The following is a 22,795-nucleotide window of genomic DNA, read 5'->3' on the forward strand; positions in this document are numbered from 1 at the left end:
TCGCCGCCGTTCGCGGCTGTCACCGCCCCGTGCCGCCTGGTCGCACACCGCGTTTCCGGTGAACGATCGGTTCGGCCACTCTTAAGAGCGCCCCGCCCGGATCCACGCGCATGCAACCACGGGATCTCTCCGATCACTCGCCGTACGTTCCGGGCCGGGGCGTCGAGGAGGTCGCCCGCGATCGCGGGCTCGACCCCGACGACCTCATCAAGCTCTCCTCGAACGAGAACCCCCACGGCCCGAGCCCGGCGGCCGTCGAGGCCATCCACGAGCACGCCGACCGCGTCCACCAGTACCCCAAGTCCTCCCACACGGACCTCACCGCGAAGCTGGCCGCAAAGTGGGACGTGCCGACCGAGCAGGTGTGGGTCTCGCCCGGCGCCGACGGCTCGATCGACTACCTCTCGCGAGCCGCGCTAGAGCCCGGCGACGCGGTGCTCGCCCCCACGCCGGGGTTCGCCTACTACGGGATGTCCGCCCGCTACCACCACGGCGAGGTCTCCGAGTACGCGCTCTCCCCCGATGACGACTTCGCGCAGGACGCCGAGACCGTGCTCACCGCCTACGGCGGCGAGCGGATCGTCTATCTCACGTCGCCGCACAACCCCTCGGGATCGGTCATGCCCCTCGACGAGGTGCGGGCGATCGCGGACGCGACCGCGGAGGAGACGCTCGTCGTCGTCGACGAGGCGTACGGGGAGTTCACCGAGGTCGACAGCGCGGTCCCGCTGACGGCCGAGCGCGACGACGTGGCGGTGCTCCGAACCTTCTCGAAGGCGTACGGCCTCGCCGGGCTCCGGGTCGGATACTGCGTCGTCCCGGAGGCGTGGGGCGAGGCGTACGCCCGCGTCAACACCCCGTTCGCCGCGAGCGAACTCGGGTGCCGGGCCGCGCTCGCCGCCCTCGACGACGAGGAGCACGTCGCGGAGTCGGTCGAGACGGCGCGCTGGGCCCGCGAGTACATCGCGGACGAGCTCGACGCCCCGACCGTCGAGTCGGCCGGGAACTTCGTCCTCGCCGAGGTCGGCGACGCGGAGCGGGTCGCCGAGGAAGCGCAGGAGCGCGGCGTCATCATCCGCGACTGCACCTCCTTCGGCCTCCCGAGCCACGTCCGGATCTCGACCGGCACGCGCGAGGGGACCTGCGAGGCCGTCGACCGGCTCAACGAGACGCTCTCGGACTTGGAGCTCGGTGCCCGGCCATGACCGCCGACCGCGTCGCCGTCACCGGAACCCCCGGCACCGGCAAGTCGACGGCGACGGCGCTGCTCGAAGACGAGTACGACGTGATCCACCTCAACGACCGGATCAAGGGCGACGACGACCTCTGGACCGAGCGCGACCCCGACCGCGACACGCTCGTCGCCGACCTCGACGCGGTCCGCGAACACCTCGGCGACTGGTCCGGCGTGCTCGACTCCCACCTCGCGCACCGGCTCGACGTCGACCGCGTCGTCGTCCTCCGGTGTCGTCCGGAGGAGATCGAACGCCGGCTCGAAGCCCGCGGTGAATCCCCGGCGACCGCCGAGGAGAACGCGGAGAGCGAGGCGCTCGACGTGATCCTCTCGGAGGCGGTCGCCGAACACGGGGTCGAGACCGTCTACGAGATCGACGCGACCGACCGCGACCCGGAGGCGGTCGCGGACGCGATCCGCGCGGCGATCGAGGGCGAGCGCGAGCCGAGCGCGGGGACCGTCGACTTCATCGATTATATATGAGCCCGCCGCGACGGTCGGATCGATAGATGACCCTCGATCAGTACCGCTCGGTCGCGGACCGCCTGCTCGGCCCGTGGGTGCGCGCCGCGGCGCGACTCGGGCTCTCGCCGGACCAGGTGAGCGTCCTCGCGTTCGGCGTCGCGGTCGCCGCCGCCGGCGCGTTCGCGGTCGGCGACCCCGTCTTCTACCTCGTCGGAGCGGTCTGCGTCCTGCTCAACGGCTGGCTCGACCTCGTCGACGGCGCCTTGGCCCGCCACCTCGAGGTCTCTTCCGACGGGGGCGACCTCCTCGATCACGTCCTCGACCGCTACGCCGACATCGCGGTGATCGCGGGGTTCACCGTCGGTGTCGGGGCGTACGCGCTCGGCTTCGCCGCGGTGACCGGCGTCCTGATGACGTCGTACATGGGCACCCAGATCCAGGCCGTCGGCATCGGCCGCGAGTACGGCGGGCTGCTCGGACGCGCCGACCGGCTCGCGCTGATGGGGATCGTCGGCGTCGTCGCCGCGGCGTACTCCGCCCCCATCGTCGCCGGGCTGAACGTCGTCGGTCTCCTGCTCGCGCTGTTCGCCGCCGTCGGGCATCTCACCGCGGTCCAGCGGTTCCTCGGCGCGTGGCGCGACATATAGGCGATCGCGGTCTCATCCCCGCCGTCGAAGGGCGCCGCTCCGCCGCGCACGCGCCGGTCACCGGCGTAAGAACGCTTAAAAGCGTCCGGCCGGAACGGGTGCGTATGCCCACCTTCGAGCTGAACCTATCAGACGACGTGTACGCGGAGTTCCAGCAGCTCGCCGAACAGGAGTTCGTCTCCGAGGAGCAGGCCGCGGAGGACCTGATCGCCTCCGGCATCGAGGCGTACAACGTGAGCGTCGTCGACGACGAGCCTCGCGACGAGATGCTCGACGGCGCCGAGAACAACATGTTCGACACGGCTGAGGACCCGGGAAGCCTCGAAGACGACCGGCTGTAGCCGGTCCGCCTTGCGAACCGACGGCAATTTTCAAAGACGGTCCGCTAGTACCCCAGCCCCAGCAGCCGGTTCGCCGCCAGCGCGGTCAGTGCGAGCCCCATCACGCCGGCGAGCAGCCCGAACGCGACCGTCCAGCCGGCGGCGTCGGAGACCGCGCCGACGACGACGCTCCCCGACGCGCCGACGACCATGTAGGCGGTCCGGACGAGTCCGAATCCCGCGCCGCGCTCGGCGTCGGAGAGGAGGTCCATGAACCGCGACTGCAGCGGCGCGCCCCACGACATCGCGAGACCGACGAACCCGACGCCGACGACGGTGACGCGGAGTCCGAACCCGAACTCCGCCGCCGCGACGAGCAGCCCGTAGCCGACGACCCCGGCGGCCATCGTGGCCATCACGGTCGCGTCGCGGCCGATGCGATCGGATATCGATCCCGTCACCGGCTGCGTCGCGCCGTGGACGAGGAAGTACAGCGAGAACAGAAGCGCCGACACCGCGGTCGAGAGCTCCGTCCCGAACTCGAGGAACGACGGGAGGAAGGAGGCCGTCGCCTGCCACGTGAACGCGCCCATCGTCGCCAGCGCGGTCGTGTAGAGGATTCGGGGTCGGGAGAGCAGCTCCGCGAGCGGCCCGAACGCGAACCGCTCGCGCATCGCCTGATCGGGACGGAGCGGCTCGGTGGGTCGCACCCGCCACGCGAACAGGACGAACACGGGGACCGCGGCGGCGACGCCGAGGGCGATGCCGGCGCGCCAGCCGTACCGCGACCCGACGAGCGCGGCCAGCGGCGGGGCGGCGAGCCCCGCGACCGGGCCGCCGGCGACGTGGACGCCGATGGCTCGGCCGATGTCGTCGAACTGCCGCGTGAGGAAGGTGGTCGCCACCGAGTAGTGGAGGCCGGCGCCGGCACCGAGCACGACGGCGAAGACGATGAACGCGACGATCGAGGGGGAGGCGGCGATGAGCAGCGAGGCGACCGCGGTGGCGCCCACGGCGGTCAGGATGACGGTCCGCTCGCCGTACCGGTCGCCGAGCACGCCGGAGGGGAACTGCGCGAGCGCGTACGCCAGCCACATGCCAGAGAGGCCCAGCCCGACGGTCGCGTTCGTGACGCCGAACTCGAGGCGGATCTGGGGGATCAGCGGGCTGATCACCAGTCGCGCGACCATCGTCGCGGTGAACGCGAGCGTACAGAGCGCGAGCGCAGTGTGCTTGTACCGCCAGTTCACGGCCGGAATTTCGTCCGGGCGGAAAAGCGGCTTCCGATCCCGGCGCGACTTCGGCGTCGGCCCCGCCCGCCTCACGCGTCGAGACTGGCCCACATCTTTTCAATGGTTTTACGTGAACTCCCCCGGAAACGGCGATTCGCATGTCCCTCCAGATCGGTTCGACGATAACGCACGGTCTCCGCCGGGTGGCGAATCGGAACGGCCTGCTGTTGGTCGTCGCGTCAGTCGTCCTCGGGGCGGCGTGGCAGGTGGCGTTCAACAGCGTCATGGCGGCGTCGCTCCCGGCCGAGGCCGCTGGTCAGCTCGCACCGGTAGTCGACGCGCCGTTCCCCGTGCTCGCCGCATTCGCGGTCGTCTCGTTCCTCGTGTTACCGGTCGTCTCGGTCGTCGCGATCCGGACGTTCGTCGCGGGCGAGACCGGCAGCATCCCGCGCGAGTTCGTCACGCGCCGGATCGGCTGGGTCGTGGTGAACCTCATGGTCGGCGGTGCGGTCTTCGGCGTGTTGGTGACGGTCGGGACGGTTCTGTTCCTCATTCCCGGCATCATCGTCTACGTCGCCCTGCTGTTCATGGCGGTCTTCGTCGCGGTCGAGGACGAGAACTTCGTCGCCGCGATGGCCGACAGCTGGCGTCTCACCCGCGGGAACTGGATCCGCCTGTTCGTGCTGCTGGCGATCGTCATCGTCCCGTTCACCGTCGCGGTAACCGCGCTGTCGATAGGGCTCACGATCGCGGTCGGTCCGGCGTCGGCGGCCGCGACGCTCGTCACCGTCGCGATCTCGATGGCGTTCAGTATCGTGATCCTCGGCGTGATCGCCGAGGCGTTCGAGCGCCTCCGCGAGGAGCGCGACCGGCGAGGCGAACTCGGCGAGAGCGGTGCGACCGACCCCGGCTCCGCGCCGACGGCCTGAGGCGGACCGCGCGTTCGAGTGCGGCGACAGCCCTCGCATCACTTGGCGACGCCTCTGACGTCACCCGACGACGTTCCTCACGTCACCCGACCACGAACTCGATCGGGTACTCCGTGAAGTTCTCGTACCCCTCCTCGGTGACGACGGCGATGTCCTCGATCCGGACGCCGCCCACGTCGGGATCGTAGAGCCCCGGTTCGACGGTGATCACGTGGCCGGGCTCAAGCTCCTCTCCCCCGCTCGCGAGCCGGGGGGACTCGTGGACGTCGAGACCGACCCCGTGGCCGGTGGAGTGGATGAACCCCGTCTCCGTCTCGGGGTCGGTACGGAAGGTGGGCTCGCCGGCGTCCTCGTACACCTCGCAGGCCGCCGCGTGCACGTCCTCGCCGGTCGCGCCCGGCTCGACCGCGTCGAGCGCGGCGTCGAGCGCGCGCTCGGTGAGGTCGTACCACTCGCGGAGCCGCTCGCTCGGCTCGCCGACGCAGAACGTCCGGGTCATGTCGGCGTTGTACTTGGTGGCCTTCGACCGCGGGAAGATATCGATGATGATCGCCTCGTTCGCCCGCAACGCCCCCGAACCGCGGTCGTGAGGGTCCGCGGCCTGCGCGCCGCCGGCGACGATCGTCTGGTCGAGCGCGCACCCGTGCCGCAGGAGCGTCACTTCGATCTCCTCGGTCACCCGTTCGCTGGTGAGCGGCTCGCCGTCGTGAAGGAGCGTTCCGGGTTCGATCTCGCCGTCGGCAGGATCGTCCTCGCCGTCGGCGGGCACGTCCTCGCCGGCCACGTCGGCGCCGGCGATCAGCTCCTCGGCGGCCCGCATCGCCGCCTCGTTGGCGCGCTGCGCCTCGCGGATCGCGTCGACCTCCTCGTCGGTCTTCACCGCCCGGGCCTCGCGGATCCGGTCGTCGGCGTCGACGGCGACCTCGACACCGCGCTCGCGGAGGGCGTCGGCGGTGCCGACCGGGCCGCGGGGCGGCATCGACACGGACTCGACGCCCTTGTCGCGGACGAAGGCGGCGTACATGTCGTTGCGTTCCTCGCGGCCGCCGTACTCGTAGTCGTAGTCGGCGTGGCGCTCGACCGCGTCGGCGGTCGCTTCCTTCTTCGCCCGGCCGTACTCCAGCCCGCCGACGAGGACGTGGATCTCGCCGTCGGCGTACAGCGTGAGGAAGGGGTCGGGTCCGGTGAACCCGGAGAGGTACAGCTGGTTGGCGTCGTCCTGCGAGGCGTCGATCAGGTAGCCGTCCGTCTCGAGGTCGGCGAGCCGGTCGTCGAGTCGCGCGCGGTTCATACGGAACCTGCTCGGGCGACCCCCAAATCCGTTGTCCTCGCGGCACTCTCCCCGGCGTCCGAGACGGCGCTCGTCCCGCGAAATAGATATATAGGTGGGGGTTACCGATCGGCGATCGTCTCCGCCCGTTGTTAAGGCTGGCCGAAAAACCGGCAATAATCGTCGAATGGAGCCTTGAGAACCGCTCTCCATGAGGTTCTCCGAATCGAAACTCACCCAAGCATTTAAATATTTCCGCCGATTACGTAACGGTGAGGAAAACCAACCGAGACGCGTCTCTCGGTCCCCTCGTTCCCTCCACCTGATCTAACCAATGAGCGAAAACGTTCGAACGTACACGGCGGAGCACGCCGACGAGACCGAGTCCGAGACCGAGACCGAGTCGGCCGACGAGGAGCTTCACTGCCCCGAGTGCGGTGGCCAGCTCGCGACCGACACGGAACACGGCGAGACCGTCTGCGTCGACTGCGGCCTCGTCGTCGAGGAGGACGAGATCGACCGCGGGCCGGAGTGGCGCGCGTTCGACTCGAAGGAGAAAGACGAGAAGAGCCGCGTCGGCGCCCCGACGACGAACATGATGCACGACAAGGGGCTCTCGACGAACATCGGCTGGCAGGACAAGGACGCCTACGGCAAGTCGCTGTCCAGCCGCCAGCGCGAGAAGATGCAGCGGCTGCGCACCTGGAACGAGCGGTTCCGCACCCGCGACTCCAAAGAGCGGAACCTGAAACAGGCGCTCGGTGAGATCGACCGGATGGCCAGCGCGCTCGGCCTCCCGGACAACGTCCGCGAGACCGCCTCCGTCATCTACCGCCGCGCGCTCGACGAGGACCTGCTTCCCGGCCGCTCCATCGAGGGCGTCTCGACGGCGTCGCTGTACGCCGCCGCCCGGCAGGCCGGCACGCCGCGGAGCCTCGACGAGATTTCGGCGGTCTCGCGGGTCGAGAAAGACGAGATCGCCCGGACGTACCGCTACGTCGTCCGCGAGCTCAAACTGGAGATCCAGCCCGCCGACCCCGAGAGCTACGTCCCCCGGTTCGCCTCCGATCTGGGCCTCTCAGACGAGGCCGAGCGCCGGGCGCGCTCGCTGCTCGACACCGCGAAGTCGCAGGGGATCCACTCGGGGAAGTCGCCCGTTGGACTCGCGGCCGCCGCCGTCTACGCCGCCTCGCTGCTCGTCAACGAGAAGGTGACCCAAAGCGAGGTCAGCGACGTCGCGAACATCAGCGAGGTCACCATCCGGAACCGGTACCACGAGCTGTTGGAGGCCGAGGACGGCGTCGCGCTGAACTGACTCTACAGCGACCGACCCGCAGACGCTCGCCGCTTTTCCGAACGTCCAAGCCCGCCCGGGCCGAGCCACGCGTATGGAGACCACTCGCCACTTCACGGCGACGACGTACGTCGTCAACGACGGCGCGACCGCGCTCCACGCGCACGAGCGCCTGGGGATCCGCCTCCCGCCGGGCGGGCACGTCGACCGCGACGAGCTCCCCCACGAGGCCGCGCTCCGGGAGGTCCGCGAGGAGACGGGACTGGAAGCGGAGCTCGTCGCGACCGAGTCGCCGATCGAGGGGCCGAACACGCGCGGGCTCCCGGAGCCGGCACACCTCATGCTCCACGACATCAACGTCCACGAGGACGGGTCGGTGGGTCACCAGCACGTCGACCACCTCTACTACGCCCGGGTCGGCTCCCGGGAGATCACGCCGAACGGGACGGAGGAGGTCGAGTCGGACGGCTGGCGCTGGTACACGCCGGCGGAGCTGGCCGAGAGCGACCTCCAGCGTGACGTGATCGACCTCGGCCGCGAAGCGATCGCCGCCGTCGACGGGGCGTAGCCGGGATCGGACAGAGGAGACTCGTCACGATCGAGACCGGATCGGCCGACGGCCGGCGTCAGACGACCGTCTCACGCTCCGGAAGGTATTTGGGTCGTTGCAGGCGACGTAAACGCAAGAATGGACGCACAGCGAAGAGCGGAGATAACCGGGTGGGACGCCCGGGAGTTCTCGGACGGCTTCGCGGGGCTTGGGCGTCTCGTCGACCGGGGGTTCTCCGGCGCGGTGACGAACGGCACGGGGTGGCTGTTCGTGTTCGAGGGCCGCGTCGTCGGTACCGCCGACGCCGACCTCGACGCGTTCGCGGACGCCTCCGGAACGGTTTACGAGGCACCGGCGGCGGTGCTCCCGGTCCTGTTCGCCATGCAGGAGCGGGGCGGCGAGCCGCGGGCGCAGTACTACACGAACGACACGCCGCTCTCCGAGGCCGACCGGAAGCTCACGCAGGGCGGGTTCACCGGCTACGTCGAACTGTCGGAGAACGTGCTCTCGGGCGACTACTACGTCACCTACACCGCGGGCGAGTCGATGGCCGCGGCGTACGTCGGGAACTCGCGCCGACTCGAAACCGGCGACGAGGCCTTCGAACTGGCCGACGACGAGGTCGGGATCTACACCGTCTACGAGGTCGATCTAGACGTGCAGGAGATCCCGGCCGCGGAGGCGAGCGGCGGTGCGACCACCGCCGGTGAGGACACCGCCGGTGAGGACACCCCCGTCGAATCGGAGGCCGACGAGCCCGTTGAGGGCGAGACCGACGAGGAGGGGCCCGTCCGGGACGCGACTCCCGGCGACGAGGCCGCCGACGCCGGGGCTGAGACGGCTACGGCAGCGGTCGACAGCGAGTCATCCGACGGAGAAACGGTCGACCGCGAGGAAACGCCGAGACCCGGCGCCCGCGACGACGGAGGAGAAGACGGGGAGACCCCGCCCTCGCCGGGGGAGCGGGCCGGCGAACCGATCGAATCCGAACCGGCGGCGGACACCGTCGAGAGGGAGAACGCCGAGCGCGCGGACGAAAGCGCGGAGGCGGACGCCGCGACCGAACGCGCCGCCACGACCGAACGCGCCGCCACGTCTGAGACGCCCGATTCGTCCGACGCTCCCGACGCGGCGGACGAACCCGAGCCCGGGAGCGAGGGCGACCACCCGAGCGACGACGTGTTCTCCGAGGAGGAGCAGTGGCGCGAGCAGAAGTCGATCCCCGCGCTCGACCCGTCGGAGGCGAGCGATCCGCCGGGCGACCGGAGCCGCGGTGAGGCCGAGTCGGACGCGGCCGGCCGGCCCCCGCGGGAGGCGAGCGAGCGGCGACGCTCCGGGAGCGCCGGTCGAAGCGGAGCCGCCGGCTCGGCCGCCGCGAACGGCGACGAGCGGTCTCCCGAGCCGCGCTCGACCGAGCGCGACCGGTCGGACCGCTCGGCCGTCTCACAGCGCGCGTCGGGGGCGAGCGCGGGCGAGCGCGAGCCGGTCGACGAGCGCGTCGAACAGCTTCAAGCCGAACTCAAGGCCGCTAAGGAGAAGCGAGAGTCGCTGGAGGCGGAACGGGACAGTCTCGCGGTCGATCGCGACGAGATCGCCGCCGAGCGGGACGAACTCTCGACCGAGGTCGATCGGCTGGAGTCTGAGCTGTCGACGCTCCGCGAGGAGCGCGATCGGTTGGAGTCCGAGCTGTCGGCCGCCCGCGATCGGCTCCCCGAAAGCGATCGGACGATCTCTCCGGCGGAGGCGCGGAGCGGGACGAACCTCTTCGTCAGGTACGAGTCCAAGGGCGGCGCGACGCTCGAAGACGCCCACGACGGGACGGTCGACCGCGACGCGCTCCGCGAGAACCTCCGGATCGAACACCACACGAGCTTCGAGACGGAGGGGCTCGCGGTGGACGGGCGGCCGTACGAGGAGTTCCTGGAAGACACGATAGAGTACGGGTTCACCCGGTGGCTCGTCGAGGACCTTCCCTTCGAGGTGAGCGGGACCGGCAACCAGAGCGTGCTCCGAGACCTCTACGACGCGATCCCGGAGATCGACCGCGCGGAGATCGGCGGATCCGTGTCGATCGCGATCACCGAGAACGGCGAGGAGACCCGCGAGCAGCGGTCGTTCGATCTGGTGTTGCGCGACCGGATGGGGAACCCGCTGTTCGTCGCCGATCTCAACGACAGCCGCGACCCGACCGCCGAGGGGACGCTGGAGTCACTCGTCGAGAACGGCCGCGACATCGCCGGATCGAACGAACCCTTCGCGGCGGCGTTCGCGGTGACGGAGAGCTTCTTCGAACCGGGGGCGTTAGAGACCGCGAGCGACGCGGTCGGCGGCGGGCTGTTCAGCCGGTCGAAGCGCGCGAGCTTCGTGAAGCTCTCGCGCAAACGGGGGTATCACCTCTGTCTGGTCGAGGCCCGCGACGGCGGCTTCCACATGACGGTCCCGGACCTGTAGCTGGGTTCGAACTGTCGCCGCCGAACCGATCGATATCTCGACGCATCTCACCGCGAGTCAGCCGAGTCGGAGAAATCACGGTTCAAACGCACCTAAACGCGGCTTTGACGCCGTCAAAACGCTATCCGTCCGTCGTCTCGTCGAAGTCGAACGATCAGTTCTCGAGCTCTGCGGCGTCGTCGATCCGCATGGAGCCGAGCTTATCGACCGTCTCATCGAGCTTCTCGTCGAGCTCGTCGACGAACTCGTGAGTGCGCTCCGTCGTGATCGCGCCCTGGCTGGACGGCTCGATGAGGTTCTCCTCTTCGAGGACGCGCAGCGAGTAGCGGACCTTGTGATGGGGGTACCCCGTCTCGTTCGACATCTTCACGATGCCGATCGGCTCGTTTTCGATGACCATCCGCAGGACTTGGAGGTGACGTTCCAGCATGTCTACCTCTTTCTCTAGTCGATCTATCATGGCACATGTTAACTCGTCATGCCCCCGTTTAAAAGTTGCTGTCGGAGACGGACCCGTAATCGCTCGACCCGACGCTTTGACGTGGCAGTAGTTAACGCATTCGATCGCAGCGACGCCGTTCCCGTCGGATCGAGCCGCCGCCGGTGAGGGGGAGATACAGCCACGAACGGTGAGGTATCACCACGAACGTGCATTAGACACGCAATGGACGCGCGTCGCTATCGCCGTTCGTGGTGAATTCTCGGCGATGGACCGTAATCGGTTTTACCCCCCGCCGGGAACCACCGGGTCGTATGACACTCACCATCGTCGGCTCCCAGCTGGGAGACGAGGGCAAGGGCGCGCTCGTCGACCGGTGGGGAGGGGACGCGGACGTCGTGGTCCGTTATCAGGGCGGCGACAACGCCGGCCACACCGTCGTCGAGGGCGGCGTCGAGTACAAGCTGTCGCTCGTGCCGAGCGGCGCGGTCCGGGGCACGACCGGCATCCTTGGCAACGGCTGCGTCGTCAACCCGAAGACGCTGTTCACCGAGATCGACGACCTGCGCGAACGCGGGCTCGACCCCGACGTGCGGGTCGCCCGCCGGGCGCACGTCATCCTCCCGTACCACCGCGTGCTGGACGGGATCGAAGAGGAGGTCAAGGCCGACGACGACGCCGGCGACGCGGTCGGCACGACCGGTCGCGGCATCGGCCCGACGTACGAGGACAAGGCCGGTCGTCGCGGGGTCCGGATCGCGGACCTGCTCGACCCCGACGTGCTCCGCGAGAAGCTCGAGTACGTCGTCCCGCAGAAGCGGGCGCTCGTCGAGGACGTGTACGGGCTCGACCTCGACGACGGCGAAGACCGCGCCGAGGCGTTCGACGTCGACGCGCTCCACGAGGAGTTCGCCGCGATCGGCGAGCGGCTCGCCGACGAGGGGATGACCGTCAACTGCTCCGACTACCTCCACCGCCGCCGCGAGGCGGGCGACGAGATCCTCTTCGAGGGTGCGCAGGGCACCCACATCGACATCGATCACGGGAACTACCCGTTCGTCACCTCCTCGAACCCGACAGCCGGCGCCGCGTCGGTCGGCTCCGGGCTCGGCGTCACCGCGGTCGGCGACGGCGAGGTCGTCGGCATCGTGAAGGCGTACCTCTCGCGGGTCGGCGAGGGGCCGCTCCCGACCGAGCTCGACGGCGACGCCGACGAGGAGGCGCTCGCCGACGACATCCGCGAGAAGGGCGGCGAGTTCGGCACCGTCACCGGACGCCCGCGCCGGATCGGCTGGCTCGACCTCCCCATGCTCCGGCACGCCGCGCGCGTCTCCGGGTTCACGGGCGTCGCGGTCAACCACGTCGACGTGCTCGCCGGGCTGGACGAGCTGAAGGTGTGTACGGGGTACGAGCTGAATGGCGAGGAGCTCGACACCGTGCCCACCACGACCGATCGGTGGGAGCGCTGTGACCCCGTCTACGAGACGCTCGACACCTGGGAGCCGTTCGACTCGGCCGCGGTCGCCGAGGACGGCTACGACGCCTTACCCGAGGCGGCCCGCGACTACCTGGAGTTCGTCGCCGACGAGATCGACACCCCGATCTACGCGGTCGGCGTCGGTCCCGACCGCGAGGAGACGGTCGAGTTGACGAACCCGTTCGAGGAGTAGGGCGCTCGCGCGTCCACAGTGCGGACTTCTCGCGGCTACGCCTGCGAATCGATCCCGTTCAGCGCGGCCATGTCCTCGTCGCTCAGCGACAGGTCCGCGGCCGCGAGGTTCGATTCGAGGTGGTCGACGCTCGACGTGCCCGGGATCGGGAGCGTCACGTCGGAGTGATCGAGCAGCCACGCGAGCGCGACTTGGCGCGCCGTCACGCCGCGGCGGTCGGCGACGTCGTGGAGCGCGTCGGGGGTTTCGTCGTCGTCGACCGCGTACATCGGCCCCCACGGGATGAAGCCCACGCCGTGGCGCTCGCAGGCCCGCAACACGTCCTCGTCGTCCCGGTGACCGACGTTGTAGCGGTTCTGGACGGTGGCGACGTCGACGATCTCCATGGCGGTCTCTAACTGCTCGACGGAGACGTTCGAGAGCCCGACGTGGGCGACCTGACCCGCGTCTTTCATCTCCGCGAACGCGTGGACCGACTCCTCGAAGTCGGTGTCCGGGTCGGGCCGGTGGTACTGGTAGAGGTCGATCGTGTCGGTTCCGAGTCGGTCGAGGCTACACAGGACCTGGTTCTTCAGGAAGTCGGGGTCGCCGTGGGGAAGCCAGTCGCCCTCGCGGTTGCGGAGCAGGCCGGCCTTCGAGGCGACGACCGTGTCGTCGGGGTCGCCGAGCGCATCGCCGATCAGCCGCTCCGAGACGCCCGGCCCGTAGGAGTCGGCGGTGTCGACGAAGTCGACGCCGAGTTCGACCGCGCGTCGGAGCACGCGCTTGGCCTCGTCCTCGTCGGCGGGGCGGCCGATGATGTCCTCGCCCGTGATCCGCATCGCGCCGAAGCCGAGCCGGTTGACGGTCAGTTCGCCGCCGATATCGAACGTGTCGCTCCGCCCGGTCGTGTCTGGAGCCATGCTCGACCGATCGCGCGCCACGCGGAAATCGGTGGGGATGGCGGAAGGGCGTGTGTCGACGACGACCGGTCGGTGCCGAAACGAGTCGCCCGTCTTGCGCACGTCGCTACTAATAAACCGCCCCCGCGTGATCGTGAGGTATGGACGCCGAGCGCGAGGTACTCGACGTGTTGGCGCGGAACGCCCGCGAGGACATCGACGACATCGCGGCCCAGACGGGCCTCGACGCGGACGCGGTAGCGGACGCCATCGACGCGCTGGAGGCGGACAACGTCGTTCACGGCTACCAAGCGGTCGTCGACTGGGACCGCGTCGACGAGGGGAAGATCCGCGCGATCGTCGAAATCAACGTCGAACTCGACCGCGAGACCGGCTACGAGCAGGTCGCCGACCGGATCGCGAAGTTCCCCGCGGTCGACGCGCTCCACCTCGTCTCCGGCGACTACGACTTCGCCGTCGAGGTGCTCGGCGAGACGATGGAAGACGTCTCGCGGTTCATCTCCGAGCAGGTCGCGCCCATGCCGGAGGTCACCCAAACGGTGACCCACTACATCATGGACACCTACAAGGACGGCGGGATCCGCTTCGAGGACGGCGACGACGACGACCGGCTCTCCGTGTCGCCATGAGGCTGTCCGACCGCGCGCGCGACCTCCCGGAGTCGGGGATCCGGAAGTTCTTCGAGCTCGCGGAGGCGCGCGACGACGTGATCTCCTTGGGCGTCGGCGAGCCCGACTTCTCGGCGCCGTGGGCCGCTCGCACCGCCGCGATCGACTCGCTCGAACGCGGGAAGACCTCCTACACCTCGAACCGCGGAATGGCCGCGCTCCGCGAGCGAATCTCTGCCCACCACGAGCGCTACGACCAGTCGTACGACCCGGCCGAGGAGGTGCTCGTCACGACCGGCGCGAGCGAGGCGGTCGATCTGGCGTTCCGCGCGCTCGTCGACCCCGGCGACACGGTCGCTGTCCACGAGCCGACGTACATCTCCTACGGGCCGGGGATCGAGCTCGCGGGCGGCGAGCAGCTGACGGTCCCCACGCGGGCCGAAGACGACTTCGCGCTCACGCGGGAGTCGCTGGAGGCGGCGGGCGCCGCCGAGGCCGACCTGCTCGTGCTCTGTTACCCGAACAACCCGACTGGCGCGACGATGACCGAGGAGGAGTACGCCGAGGTCGCCGCGTTCTGTCGCGACGAGGACCTCCGGGTGATCGCCGACGAGATCTACTCCGCGCTCACCTACGGCGCCGACCACGCCTCGATCGCGACCCAGCCGGGGATGCGAGAGCGTACCGTCGTCGTCAACGGGTTCTCGAAGGCGTACGCGATGACCGGCCTGCGGCTCGGCTACGCGCTGGGCCCCACCGACGTCATCGACGCCATGAACCGGATCCACCAGTACACGATGCTGTCGGCGCCGACGACGCCGCAGTACGCCGCGATCGAGGCGCTGGACCGCTGCGACGACGAGGTCGCGGAGATGGTCGAGGAGTACAACCGCCGGCGGCGGCTGGTCGTCTCCCGGTTCAACGAGATGGGCCTCGACACCTTCGAGCCCGGCGGCGCGTTCTACGCGTTCCCGGACTGCGGCGGCGACGACGAGGCCTTCGCCGAGGAGCTGCTGGAGGCGCAGGGCGTCGCCGTCGTCCCCGGCTCGGTCTTCGGCGAGGGCGGCGAGGGGCATCTCCGCGTCTCGTACGCGACCTCGATGCGCGAGCTGAAGGAGGCCACGGACCGGATCGCGACGTTCGTCGAGAACCGCTGAGACGACTCTCGACCCTCGCAGCCGGGGCCGTCTCCCGCGCCCCGTGAACGAACAACTCTTCGCGAATTGTTCGACGTTCGCTAACGATTATCACTCTTTATCCTGATAGTTCGGGCATGGAGTTCCAGCTCACGGACGAACAGACGCAGCTCCGCGAGGAGGTCCGCCGGTTCGCCGACGAGGAGATCCGGCCGGTCGCGACCGAGCACGACGTGGAGGAGAAGTACCCACACGAGGTGATGGAGAAAGCGGCAGAGATGGGCCTGCTCGCGCCGCACGTCCCGGTCGAGTACGGCGGCGTCGGCTACTCCTCGCTGGAGAACGCGATCCTCACCGAGGAGCTGTTCGCCGCCGACCCGGGGATCGGTCTCTGCGTTTCCAGCGCCGGCTTCGGCGCCGAGGCGCTGATGGAGTTCGGAACGGAGGAACAGAAGGAGCGCGTCCTCCCCGAGGTGACCGCCGGCGACGCGGTGATGGGGTCGGCGATCTCCGAGCCGCAGGCGGGCTCTGACGTGACCTCGGTCGCGACGCGCGCTCGAAAGGACGGGGACGAGTGGGTGATCAACGGCTCGAAGATGTGGATCACGAACGGCACCGTCGCCGACTACTTCGTCGTCGTCTGCGAGACCGATCCCGAGATCGACGACCGCTACTCCGGCTACTCGCAGATCCTCGTCGAGGGCGACCGCGACGGGCTCACCCGCGACAAGATCACCGGGAAGCTCGGCATCCGCGCGAGCGACACCGCCGAACTGCGGTTCGACGATGTCAGGGTGCCGGAGGAGAACCAGATCGGCCAGCGCGGGATGGGATTCCTCCAGCTCATGCAGTTCTTCGACGAGACCCGCACCGCGGTCGCCGCGCAGGGCGTCGGGATCGCCCGCGGTGCGGCCGAGCGCGCGCTGGAGTACGCGGAGGAGCGCGAGCAGTTCGACCGCCCGATCAGCGACTTCCAGGCGATCAAACACAAGCTCGCGGAGATGCACACCAACACCGAGGCCGCGCGCTGGCTCACCTACCGCTCCGCATGGGCCGTCGACAACGAGTCGGGTGACCTGACCGCGCTCGCGTCGATGGCCAAGGAGTTCGCCTCGCGGGTCGCCGTCGACGTCGCCGACGAGGCGGTTCAGGTCCACGGCGGCGCCGGCTTCGTCAACGACCACGACGTGGAACGGCTCTACCGAGACGCCAAAATCACCCAGATCTACGAAGGAACCACCGAGATCCAGAAGAACATCATCGCCCGCGAACTGCTCGACGAGGGGATCTGAGTGGGCCACCGTACGTCGCCCGGGGGACGTGACCGGCATTTAAAAACGACAGGCGTCGCATAGCCCGTTATGAGCGACGACGCGACGCCCGAGGAGCGACTCAAACGGCAGCGCGACGACCTCCGGCTGCTGAACCAGGTGATGCGCCACGACATCCGCAACGACCTCCAGCTGGTCAGCGCGTACGCGGAACTGCTGGACGGCCACGTCGACGAGGAGGGCGAGGAGTACCTCGACGTGATCAGAGAGAACACCCGAAGCGCCGTCGAGCTCACCACGACGGTCCGAGATCTCGCCGACGTGATGCTCCGCGAGGACGCCGAGCCGGACAGCGTCTCGCTCGCCCCGGTCCTCTCCCAGCAGGTCGAGGAGGTCCGGTCCGCGTACTCGCAGGCCGTCTTCACGGTCGAGGGATCGTTCCCCGAGAAGGCGGTCGTCGCCGACGAGATGCTGAGCTCGGTGTTCCGGAACGTCCTGCGGAACGCGGTCCAGCACAACGACGAGACGCCCCCGAGGGTAACGGTGTCGGCGGCGGTCGACGAGGAGGACGGCGTCGCCGAGGTCCGCGTCGCCGACGACGGCCCGGGAATCCCCGAAGACCAGCGCGAGGAGGTGTTCGGGAAAGGCGAGAAGGGGCTCGACAGCCCGGGCGCGGGGATCGGGCTCTACCTCGTGCAGTCGCTCGTCGACCTGTACGACGGGGACGTGTGGATCGAGGACAACGAGCCGAAAGGCACCGTATTCGCGCTCACGCTCCCGCTGGCGGAGTAGCGGCGTTCGCGTCGACTCGGCCGCACCGAGGTCGAGCTACTCCTCGTCGTACTCCATCGCGACCGAGTTGATACAGAACCGCTTGCCCGTGGGCTCGGGGCCGTCGTCGAACACGTGGCCCAGATGGGAGTCGCAGTTCGCGCACCGGACCTCGGTGCGGCGCATCCCGTGGCTGGTGTCGACCGTCGTCGTCACCGACTCCTCCTCGGCGGCGTAGAAGGCGGGCCAGCCGCAGCCGGACTCGTACTTCGTCTCGGCGTCGAAGAGGAGGGTCCCGCAGGCCCGACAGCGGTACTCCCCGTCGTCGGGGTGATGATCGACGTACTCGCCCGAGAACTTCGCCTCCGTGCCGCTCTCACGGAGCACGCGGTACTCCTCCTCGGAGAGCCGTTCGCGCCACTCTTCGTCGGTCAGATCGCCCGGGTCGACCGCGTCGCCCTCTTCGGTTTCGCTCATATCTTCGATAGGCGCCCCACGTGCAAGGGGGTTGCGGCGGTCGCACCGGGACCCGGCTGCTTCCGATCGGCGGCCGCAAGCGGTATTCGGACGGCCGTCGATCGACGACCATGGCACGCGAAGTCACGCACGAGGACCGAGGACCGGCGATACTCGACGAGTCCGACATGGGAGACGACGACCTGATCTACGTCTGTCAGTGCGGCCTCTCCGACTCGAAGCCGCTCTGCGACGGCTCGCACAACGCGACAGCGGACGAGGCGGACGGCGTCGTGTACAAGTACGAGAACGACGACGCCGACGGCGAGCGGCGCGAGATCGACGAGATCGCGTACGAAGGGGAGTGAGACGCCGCGTCGAGCCGCGGTGGCGCCCCGCTACAGCACGCCCATCGCGTCGAGCCGCTCGGGGAGGTACGTGTCGGTGACGAAGTCGAGCCCGCGGCTCGCGAGCGACTGCTGTTCGGACTTCTTCCCGATGTCGAGCTGCAGTTCGATCTGCTCCTCCCAGTAGTCGGTCTGGAACCGGGGGTCCTCTAACTCCGATTCGAGGGCGTTCACGTCCGAGTCGGAGAGCGGATCGGACGGGAGGTCGTACTCGACGATGTCCTCCGGCTGGATCCCGACGAACTGCGCCTCCGGCGTCGCGAGGTACTTCGAGAGGTGGGCGGACTTGATCGAGCCGTACGCCACGGAGCCGTAGATCCGGTAGGACCACGGGTCGCCGTCGGCGAAGACGGCAATCGGCACGTCGAGCTCGTCGTGGACGCGCTTCGTGATCCGGCGGGTCGCCCGCGCTGGCTGGCCCTTGAGGTGGATGACGAGGCAGTTGTACGCCTCGTCGAACCCGTTCTCGACGAGCCGGTCGCGCATCCCGCCGGTCTCGACGGCGAGCGCGAAGTCGATGTCGTCGTCGAGAAAGTCGATCATGTCCGGGTTGTTCGGGATCTGGTAGCCGCCCGCGCCCACGTCCTCCTGACAGTGGATCTCCCGTTCCCCGCGGCGGGTCTGCTCGCGGATGAGGAGGGGCCCCATCAGGGTCGCGCCCGACTCCTCCGGGCGCATGTGGAAGTCCTCACGGGTGACGCCCGTGACGATCTCTAAGTCCTCCACGAGGTCGTTCGACTCGTCCTGACTGGAGAACTGCGCCTCGTCGTTGTCCCACGACTCCGAGAGGTAGTACAGCTCACGCAGCGTCGACGAGCGGTCGTCGTCGAGCTGATTCGCGAGGAACTCGATCGTGTAGGCGGCCTTCAACAGCTTGCGCGCGCCTCGCACCGAGTTCGCGCTGCGCGTCGACGTGCGGTCGCCGTACGTCCACACGCCGCTCTCCTCGTCGTACTCGATGTTGCTCTTCGTCCGCGTGGGAAGCGTCATCTCCGGGATGTCCCCGGCGGCGAACTGGTCGTAGAAGTCCGCGGCCAGGTCGATCAGCTCGTCTCGTGCGTCGCTTTCGGTCGTCATTAGTCGTTCACCGTGAGTTTCTCAGTCTCGACGCCGCCGACGCTGACCTCGAACTCCGCGCCGTCGTCGACCGCGTACGTCAGTTCCCGCTCGTCGCCCGAGGCCACCTCGGGTTTCCACTGCACGAACCACTCGCCGTCCATGTCCACGACCATCCCGTCGGAGAGGTCGGTCGGCTCCGTGGAGACGATGTCCGTGATCTCCAGCCGCTCGTTCACGTCCGAGTGGTTCTCGACGACGAGCGTCACCGTCTCGCCGTTCACCTCGCGCTCGATGCTGACGTTGTTCATGATCCGCGCCAAGGCCCCGTCGATGTCGGGGCGCGGCCGCCCCGTGACCTCGGAGACCTTGTCGGCCATCTCGGGGAGTATTCGGCCCAGCACGTCCTGTTTCTCCCGCCGCTGCTGCATCGAGCGCCGCTTGTTGAGGAACGACTTCAGCTCGCGGGCCGCCTCGCGCACCGCGAGTTCGATCTCGTCTTCGATCGCCGGGACGTTCGCGAGCGCGTCCTTCGACTCGCTCGTGAACGGGACGTTCGTTGAGGCGACGTGGATCGAGATGACGGCCGGCCCGTTGGGGAGCCCCGAGCCGCCGGGCTGGTCGAGGCCGTAGTTGCGCCAGCCGATGTTCTTGATCACGTCCGTCGTCGCGCAGGCGCCGCGCTGGTACACGAGCGGGACGCGGTTCGCGAACCGGAGGAGCTCCACTTTGCCCTCCGCCGGGATCTCGCCGCCGTAGGCGATGCCGGCCTCGACGATGAACGGGTCGCCGCCGTGGACCTCGGCGTCGCGGGTCGCCGCCGCGTAGAAGTCGGCGTCGTACTCCTTGCGGAGCCCGGCCTCGACCAGCTCGGCCGTGATCGGCGCGAGACAGTCGGTCGGCGGCGCGAGGATGTCGGTCGTCCGCATCGCGTCGAGCAGGTCGGCGGCGGCGTCGCGGCTGCCCGCGATCGACTTCACCTTCGGCGGGTCGTCCGGCACCGTCCGCGCCCGCGACCAGAACGCCTCCGCGACGTTCTCGCGGGCGGTCTCACCGAAGGTCGCGTCGTGCTGCTCGGCGACGAACGAGGCCGCGTCCGCGACGAGGCGGTCGAGGTCGTCGCGGGCGATCCGGAACGCGTCGCCGTCGAGGTTCTCGAACCGGCGCGCGAGGGCCTCGGCCATCGCCCGCACCGCGGCGTCGTCCTTCCGGGTCGAGGTGGCGTCGTCGACGAGAGCGTAGGCGTCGGCGACGAGCGGCGACTCGGTCGCGTCCTCGCTGTTACCGCCCTCGCCGGCCTCGTCGCCGCCGGCCTCGTCGCCGCCGAGCCCGGAGATAGCCCGCCACGCGGCGCCGACCGCGTTCTCGCGGACGGTCCCGCCGAACGTCTTGCCGGTGTCGTTCGCGACCGTCTCGGCGACGTTGTCGACGATCGTCGCGAGCTCGGAGCGGGAGAGCCGGTCGTTGCTCGCGACCGTCTCGGCGACCCCCTCGGCGAAGGCGGTCGTCGCCGTCTCGCCCTTGTTGGCGACCGCCTCGCTGACCGCGGCGGCGACGTCGCGGTCGTCGTGGGTCCGCGGCGGCGACCACGCGAGCTCGCGACCGTAGTACACGTCGCGGAAGTTGTCGATCACGCTGTCGGCGGTCTTCTTGCCGACCCGTGTGAACTCCTCCTGGAGGAACCCGGAGACGGAGTACGACTCGGTGGCCTCCAGCATCTTGATCAGCGCGCCCAGCTCGACGCCGTGGGGATGCGGCCGGATCTCCTTCGTCTCCGCCGGCAGCTCGTCGGTCGCGCGCTCGAACTTCATCGGCTCGTCGAGTCCCGGCTCGCGCAGTTCGAGCCGCGCATGGGGGTTGACGACCGCGGTGTGTTTCACGTAGTCGTGGAGCTGCTGGCGAGCGCGCATGTTCGCCTCCATCTCCAGCTCGATCCGGGTGCCGTGGGGGCGGTCCCACGTCGTCTCCTCGTCCGCCTTGATCTCCGGCTCGTTCGTGTCGGTGTCGATGATGAGCTCGAAGTACTGCGCCCGCGACTGCCCCTTCGGGCGCGAGGTGATCTTCGCGGGCTGGCCGGAAGTCAACTGAGAGTACAGTACAGCGGCTGAGATACCGATTCCCTGTTGACCGCGAGACTGCTCCCTGGCATGAAAACGACTCCCATACAGGAGCTTCCCGAACACCTTCGGGAGCTGTTCCTTCGTGATGCCCGGCCCGTTGTCTTCGATCACGAGCCGGTAGTAGTCGCCCACCTCCTCGATCTCGATGTAGATGTCGGGGAGGACGCCGGCCTCCTCGGTCGCGTCGAGGGCGTTGTCGACCGCCTCCTTGACGGCGGTGACGAGCCCGCGGGCGCCCGAGTCGAACCCGAGCATGTGTTTGTTCTTCTCGAAGAACTCGGCGATGGAGATCTCGCGCTGACCCTCGGCCAGCTCCTCCGCGATCCCCTCCTCGTCGCCGATCGTCGACTGGAAGGACGTCATTCGGTACCCTCCCCTTCCACCGAGGCACCTAAAAACGCACCGCCGGCGCGGTGAAAGTGTATCTCGTCGTCAGACGCCGTCTCGTCGCCCTGTTCGGGAACGTGTCGCACGAACGGGCAACGTCCGATCCCGCCGACAGATTTCTCCCCGCGACGCCCTTTCGTTCGATCATGTCAGGGTGGACCGCGGAGGACATGCCGCGACTGGACGGGAAGACAGCGGTCGTCACCGGCGCGAACAGCGGGCTCGGCTACGAGGGGACGCGCGAGTTCGCCGCGAAGGGCGCCACCGTGGTGATGGCGTGCCGGAGCGTCCAGCGCGGCGAGGACGCGGCCGACGAGCTCCGCGCCGACGCCGGCGGCGAGGTCGACGGCGACCTCGACGTGCGGGAGTGCGACCTCGCGTCGCTCGACTCGGTGGCGGCCTTCGCGGAAGACCTGCGCGACGACTACGACGCGGTCGACGCCCTCTGTAACAACGCCGGAGTGATGGCGATCCCGCGGAGCGAGACCGAGGACGGCTTCGAGACGCAGTTCGGCGTGAACCACCTCGGTCACTTCGCGCTCACCGGGCGCCTGTTCGACCTCCTCGAAGCCGCCGAGGGGATCGAGGATAACGCGCGCGTCGTCACGCAGTCGTCGGGCGCGCACGAGCAGGGCGAGATGGACTTCTCCGATCTCAACTGGGAGGAGTCGTACGGCAAGTGGAAGGCGTACGGCCGGAGCAAGCTCGCGAATCTCCTGTTCGCCTACGAGCTTCAGCGCCGGATCGACGCCGCGAACCGCGAGGGCGACGCCGCGATCGGCGTCCGCAGCGCCGCCTGCCACCCCGGGTACGCCGACACCAACCTGCAGTTGCGCACCGCCGCGGAGAGCGGCAACCCCCTGCTGACGGTCGCCATGCGGCTGGCGAACGCGCTGTTCGGTCAGGACGCCGCGACGGGCGCCCTCCCGATGCTGTACGCAGCCACCGCCGACGTCGACGGCGGCGCCTACGTCGAGCCCGGCGGGCTGCTGAACATGCGCGGCAAGCCGACAACCGGTCGGTCGAACGACGCCTCCTACGACCGCGAGGACGCCCGGCGGCTCTGGGAGTACTCGACGGAGGCGACCGGCGTCGCGTTCCCGGTTTGAAGCGTCGAGGCGCTCCCGAGTGCAACGGCCCCTCTCGCACGCGGTCGTCGCGTGCGAACAGCGCCCTGCGG

The 22,795-nt window shown here is 69.2% G+C and carries 22 protein-coding genes; 15 read left to right on the forward strand and 7 right to left on the reverse strand.

The annotated features are described in order from the left end of the window. The first annotated feature begins 110 nt into the window (after positions 1-110). The 4 genes from hisC to C471_RS00780 all read left to right on the forward strand — a co-directional run bounded on the left by hisC (position 111) and on the right by C471_RS00780 (position 2,687). The gene (gene hisC / locus C471_RS00765; RefSeq protein WP_004045844.1) at positions 111-1,205 is read left to right on the forward strand and encodes a histidinol-phosphate transaminase; all 1,095 of its coding nucleotides are present in this window, start codon (positions 111-113) and stop codon (positions 1,203-1,205) included. Continuing rightward, on the forward strand, positions 1,202-1,717 hold the full coding sequence (locus tag C471_RS00770) for an adenylate kinase family protein (RefSeq protein WP_004045845.1): 516 nt from the start codon (positions 1,202-1,204) through the stop codon (positions 1,715-1,717). Before hisC ends, C471_RS00770 begins: the two co-directional genes overlap by 4 nt. Positions 1,718-1,743: 26 nt before the next feature. Continuing rightward, entirely contained in the window at positions 1,744-2,346 is a 603-nt protein-coding gene (locus tag C471_RS00775) for a CDP-alcohol phosphatidyltransferase family protein (protein ID WP_004045846.1), read from the forward strand. A 104-nt stretch (positions 2,347-2,450) separates the two neighbouring features. Then, entirely contained in the window at positions 2,451-2,687 is a 237-nt protein-coding gene (locus C471_RS00780; protein WP_004045847.1) for a hypothetical protein, read from the forward strand. 44 nt (positions 2,688-2,731) lie between these two features. On the opposite strand, the gene C471_RS00785 is transcribed toward C471_RS00780, so the two are convergent. Further along, entirely contained in the window at positions 2,732-3,916 is a 1,185-nt protein-coding gene (locus C471_RS00785) for an MFS transporter (protein WP_004045848.1), read from the reverse strand. Positions 3,917-4,056: 140 nt separating this feature from the next. Here C471_RS00785 and C471_RS00790 point away from each other — a divergent pair, with 140 nt between their 5' ends. After that, entirely contained in the window at positions 4,057-4,827 is a 771-nt protein-coding gene (locus C471_RS00790; RefSeq protein ID WP_004045849.1) for a hypothetical protein, read from the forward strand. 82 nt (positions 4,828-4,909) lie between these two features. Here the strand turns inward: C471_RS00790 and C471_RS00795 are convergent, their stop codons facing one another. Further along, positions 4,910-6,118, reverse strand: coding sequence for a M24 family metallopeptidase (locus C471_RS00795; protein WP_004045850.1), 1,209 nt, complete (start codon positions 6,116-6,118; stop codon positions 4,910-4,912). A 313-nt stretch (positions 6,119-6,431) separates the two neighbouring features. Between C471_RS00795 and C471_RS00800 the strand changes: the two genes are divergently transcribed. From C471_RS00800 to C471_RS00810, 3 genes are all read left to right on the forward strand, one after another. After that, on the forward strand, positions 6,432-7,412 hold the full coding sequence (locus C471_RS00800) for a transcription initiation factor IIB (protein WP_004045851.1): 981 nt from the start codon (positions 6,432-6,434) through the stop codon (positions 7,410-7,412). 73 nt (positions 7,413-7,485) lie between these two features. After that, a complete protein-coding gene (locus C471_RS00805; protein ID WP_004045852.1) occupies positions 7,486-7,959 on the forward strand; it encodes an NUDIX hydrolase in 474 nt (157 codons plus the stop codon). 120 nt (positions 7,960-8,079) lie between these two features. Next, entirely contained in the window at positions 8,080-10,392 is a 2,313-nt protein-coding gene (locus tag C471_RS00810; RefSeq protein ID WP_004045853.1) for a DUF7527 domain-containing protein, read from the forward strand. 154 nt (positions 10,393-10,546) lie between these two features. Here the strand turns inward: C471_RS00810 and C471_RS00815 are convergent, their stop codons facing one another. Further along, positions 10,547-10,852 carry a hypothetical protein gene (locus tag C471_RS00815; RefSeq protein WP_004045854.1) on the reverse strand — a complete coding sequence of 102 codons (306 nt, stop codon included), beginning with the start codon at positions 10,850-10,852 and terminating at the stop codon, positions 10,547-10,549. A gap of 293 nt (positions 10,853-11,145) precedes the next feature. On the opposite strand from C471_RS00815, the gene C471_RS00820 reads away from it, so the two are divergent. Beyond that, the gene (locus C471_RS00820) at positions 11,146-12,501 is read left to right on the forward strand and encodes an adenylosuccinate synthase (protein ID WP_004045855.1); all 1,356 of its coding nucleotides are present in this window, start codon (positions 11,146-11,148) and stop codon (positions 12,499-12,501) included. A gap of 35 nt (positions 12,502-12,536) precedes the next feature. On the opposite strand, the gene C471_RS00825 is transcribed toward C471_RS00820, so the two are convergent. Beyond that, positions 12,537-13,403, reverse strand: coding sequence for an aldo/keto reductase (locus tag C471_RS00825; protein ID WP_004045856.1), 867 nt, complete (start codon positions 13,401-13,403; stop codon positions 12,537-12,539). Positions 13,404-13,543: 140 nt separating this feature from the next. Between C471_RS00825 and C471_RS00830 the strand changes: the two genes are divergently transcribed. From C471_RS00830 to C471_RS00845, 4 genes are all read left to right on the forward strand, one after another. After that, the gene (locus C471_RS00830; RefSeq protein ID WP_004045857.1) at positions 13,544-14,032 is read left to right on the forward strand and encodes an Lrp/AsnC family transcriptional regulator; all 489 of its coding nucleotides are present in this window, start codon (positions 13,544-13,546) and stop codon (positions 14,030-14,032) included. Then, positions 14,029-15,168, forward strand: coding sequence for a pyridoxal phosphate-dependent aminotransferase (locus C471_RS00835; RefSeq protein WP_004045858.1), 1,140 nt, complete (start codon positions 14,029-14,031; stop codon positions 15,166-15,168). Before C471_RS00830 ends, C471_RS00835 begins: the two co-directional genes overlap by 4 nt. A 116-nt stretch (positions 15,169-15,284) precedes the next feature. Then, positions 15,285-16,439: an acyl-CoA dehydrogenase family protein gene (locus C471_RS00840; RefSeq protein ID WP_004045859.1), complete on the forward strand. Its 1,155-nt coding sequence runs from the start codon at positions 15,285-15,287 to the stop codon at positions 16,437-16,439. A gap of 69 nt (positions 16,440-16,508) precedes the next feature. Continuing rightward, a complete protein-coding gene (locus C471_RS00845; RefSeq protein ID WP_004045860.1) occupies positions 16,509-17,210 on the forward strand; it encodes a sensor histidine kinase in 702 nt (233 codons plus the stop codon). A 36-nt stretch (positions 17,211-17,246) separates the two neighbouring features. Here the strand turns inward: C471_RS00845 and msrB are convergent, their stop codons facing one another. Continuing rightward, entirely contained in the window at positions 17,247-17,666 is a 420-nt protein-coding gene (msrB, locus tag C471_RS00850; protein ID WP_004045861.1) for a peptide-methionine (R)-S-oxide reductase MsrB, read from the reverse strand. A gap of 110 nt (positions 17,667-17,776) precedes the next feature. Between msrB and C471_RS00855 the strand changes: the two genes are divergently transcribed. Next, on the forward strand, positions 17,777-18,013 hold the full coding sequence (locus C471_RS00855) for a CDGSH iron-sulfur domain-containing protein (protein WP_004045862.1): 237 nt from the start codon (positions 17,777-17,779) through the stop codon (positions 18,011-18,013). Between the two features lie 30 nt (positions 18,014-18,043). On the opposite strand, the gene C471_RS00860 is transcribed toward C471_RS00855, so the two are convergent. Together C471_RS00860 and C471_RS00865 are read right to left on the reverse strand one after the other, a co-directional pair. Next, positions 18,044-19,129 (reverse strand): DNA topoisomerase IV subunit A, encoded by a 1,086-nt coding sequence (locus C471_RS00860; RefSeq protein ID WP_004045863.1) that lies wholly within the window; start codon positions 19,127-19,129, stop codon positions 18,044-18,046. Continuing rightward, entirely contained in the window at positions 19,129-21,591 is a 2,463-nt protein-coding gene (locus C471_RS00865) for a DNA topoisomerase VI subunit B (RefSeq protein ID WP_004045864.1), read from the reverse strand. The genes C471_RS00860 and C471_RS00865 overlap by 1 nt, the downstream gene beginning before the upstream one ends. Before the next feature lie 170 nt (positions 21,592-21,761). Here C471_RS00865 and C471_RS00870 point away from each other — a divergent pair, with 170 nt between their 5' ends. Beyond that, positions 21,762-22,724 carry an oxidoreductase gene (locus tag C471_RS00870; protein ID WP_004045865.1) on the forward strand — a complete coding sequence of 321 codons (963 nt, stop codon included), beginning with the start codon at positions 21,762-21,764 and terminating at the stop codon, positions 22,722-22,724. The last annotated feature ends 71 nt before the right edge of the window (positions 22,725-22,795 follow it).

The organism is Halorubrum saccharovorum DSM 1137 (genome assembly GCF_000337915.1).
Classification (GTDB): Archaea; Halobacteriota; Halobacteria; order Halobacteriales; family Haloferacaceae; genus Halorubrum; species Halorubrum saccharovorum.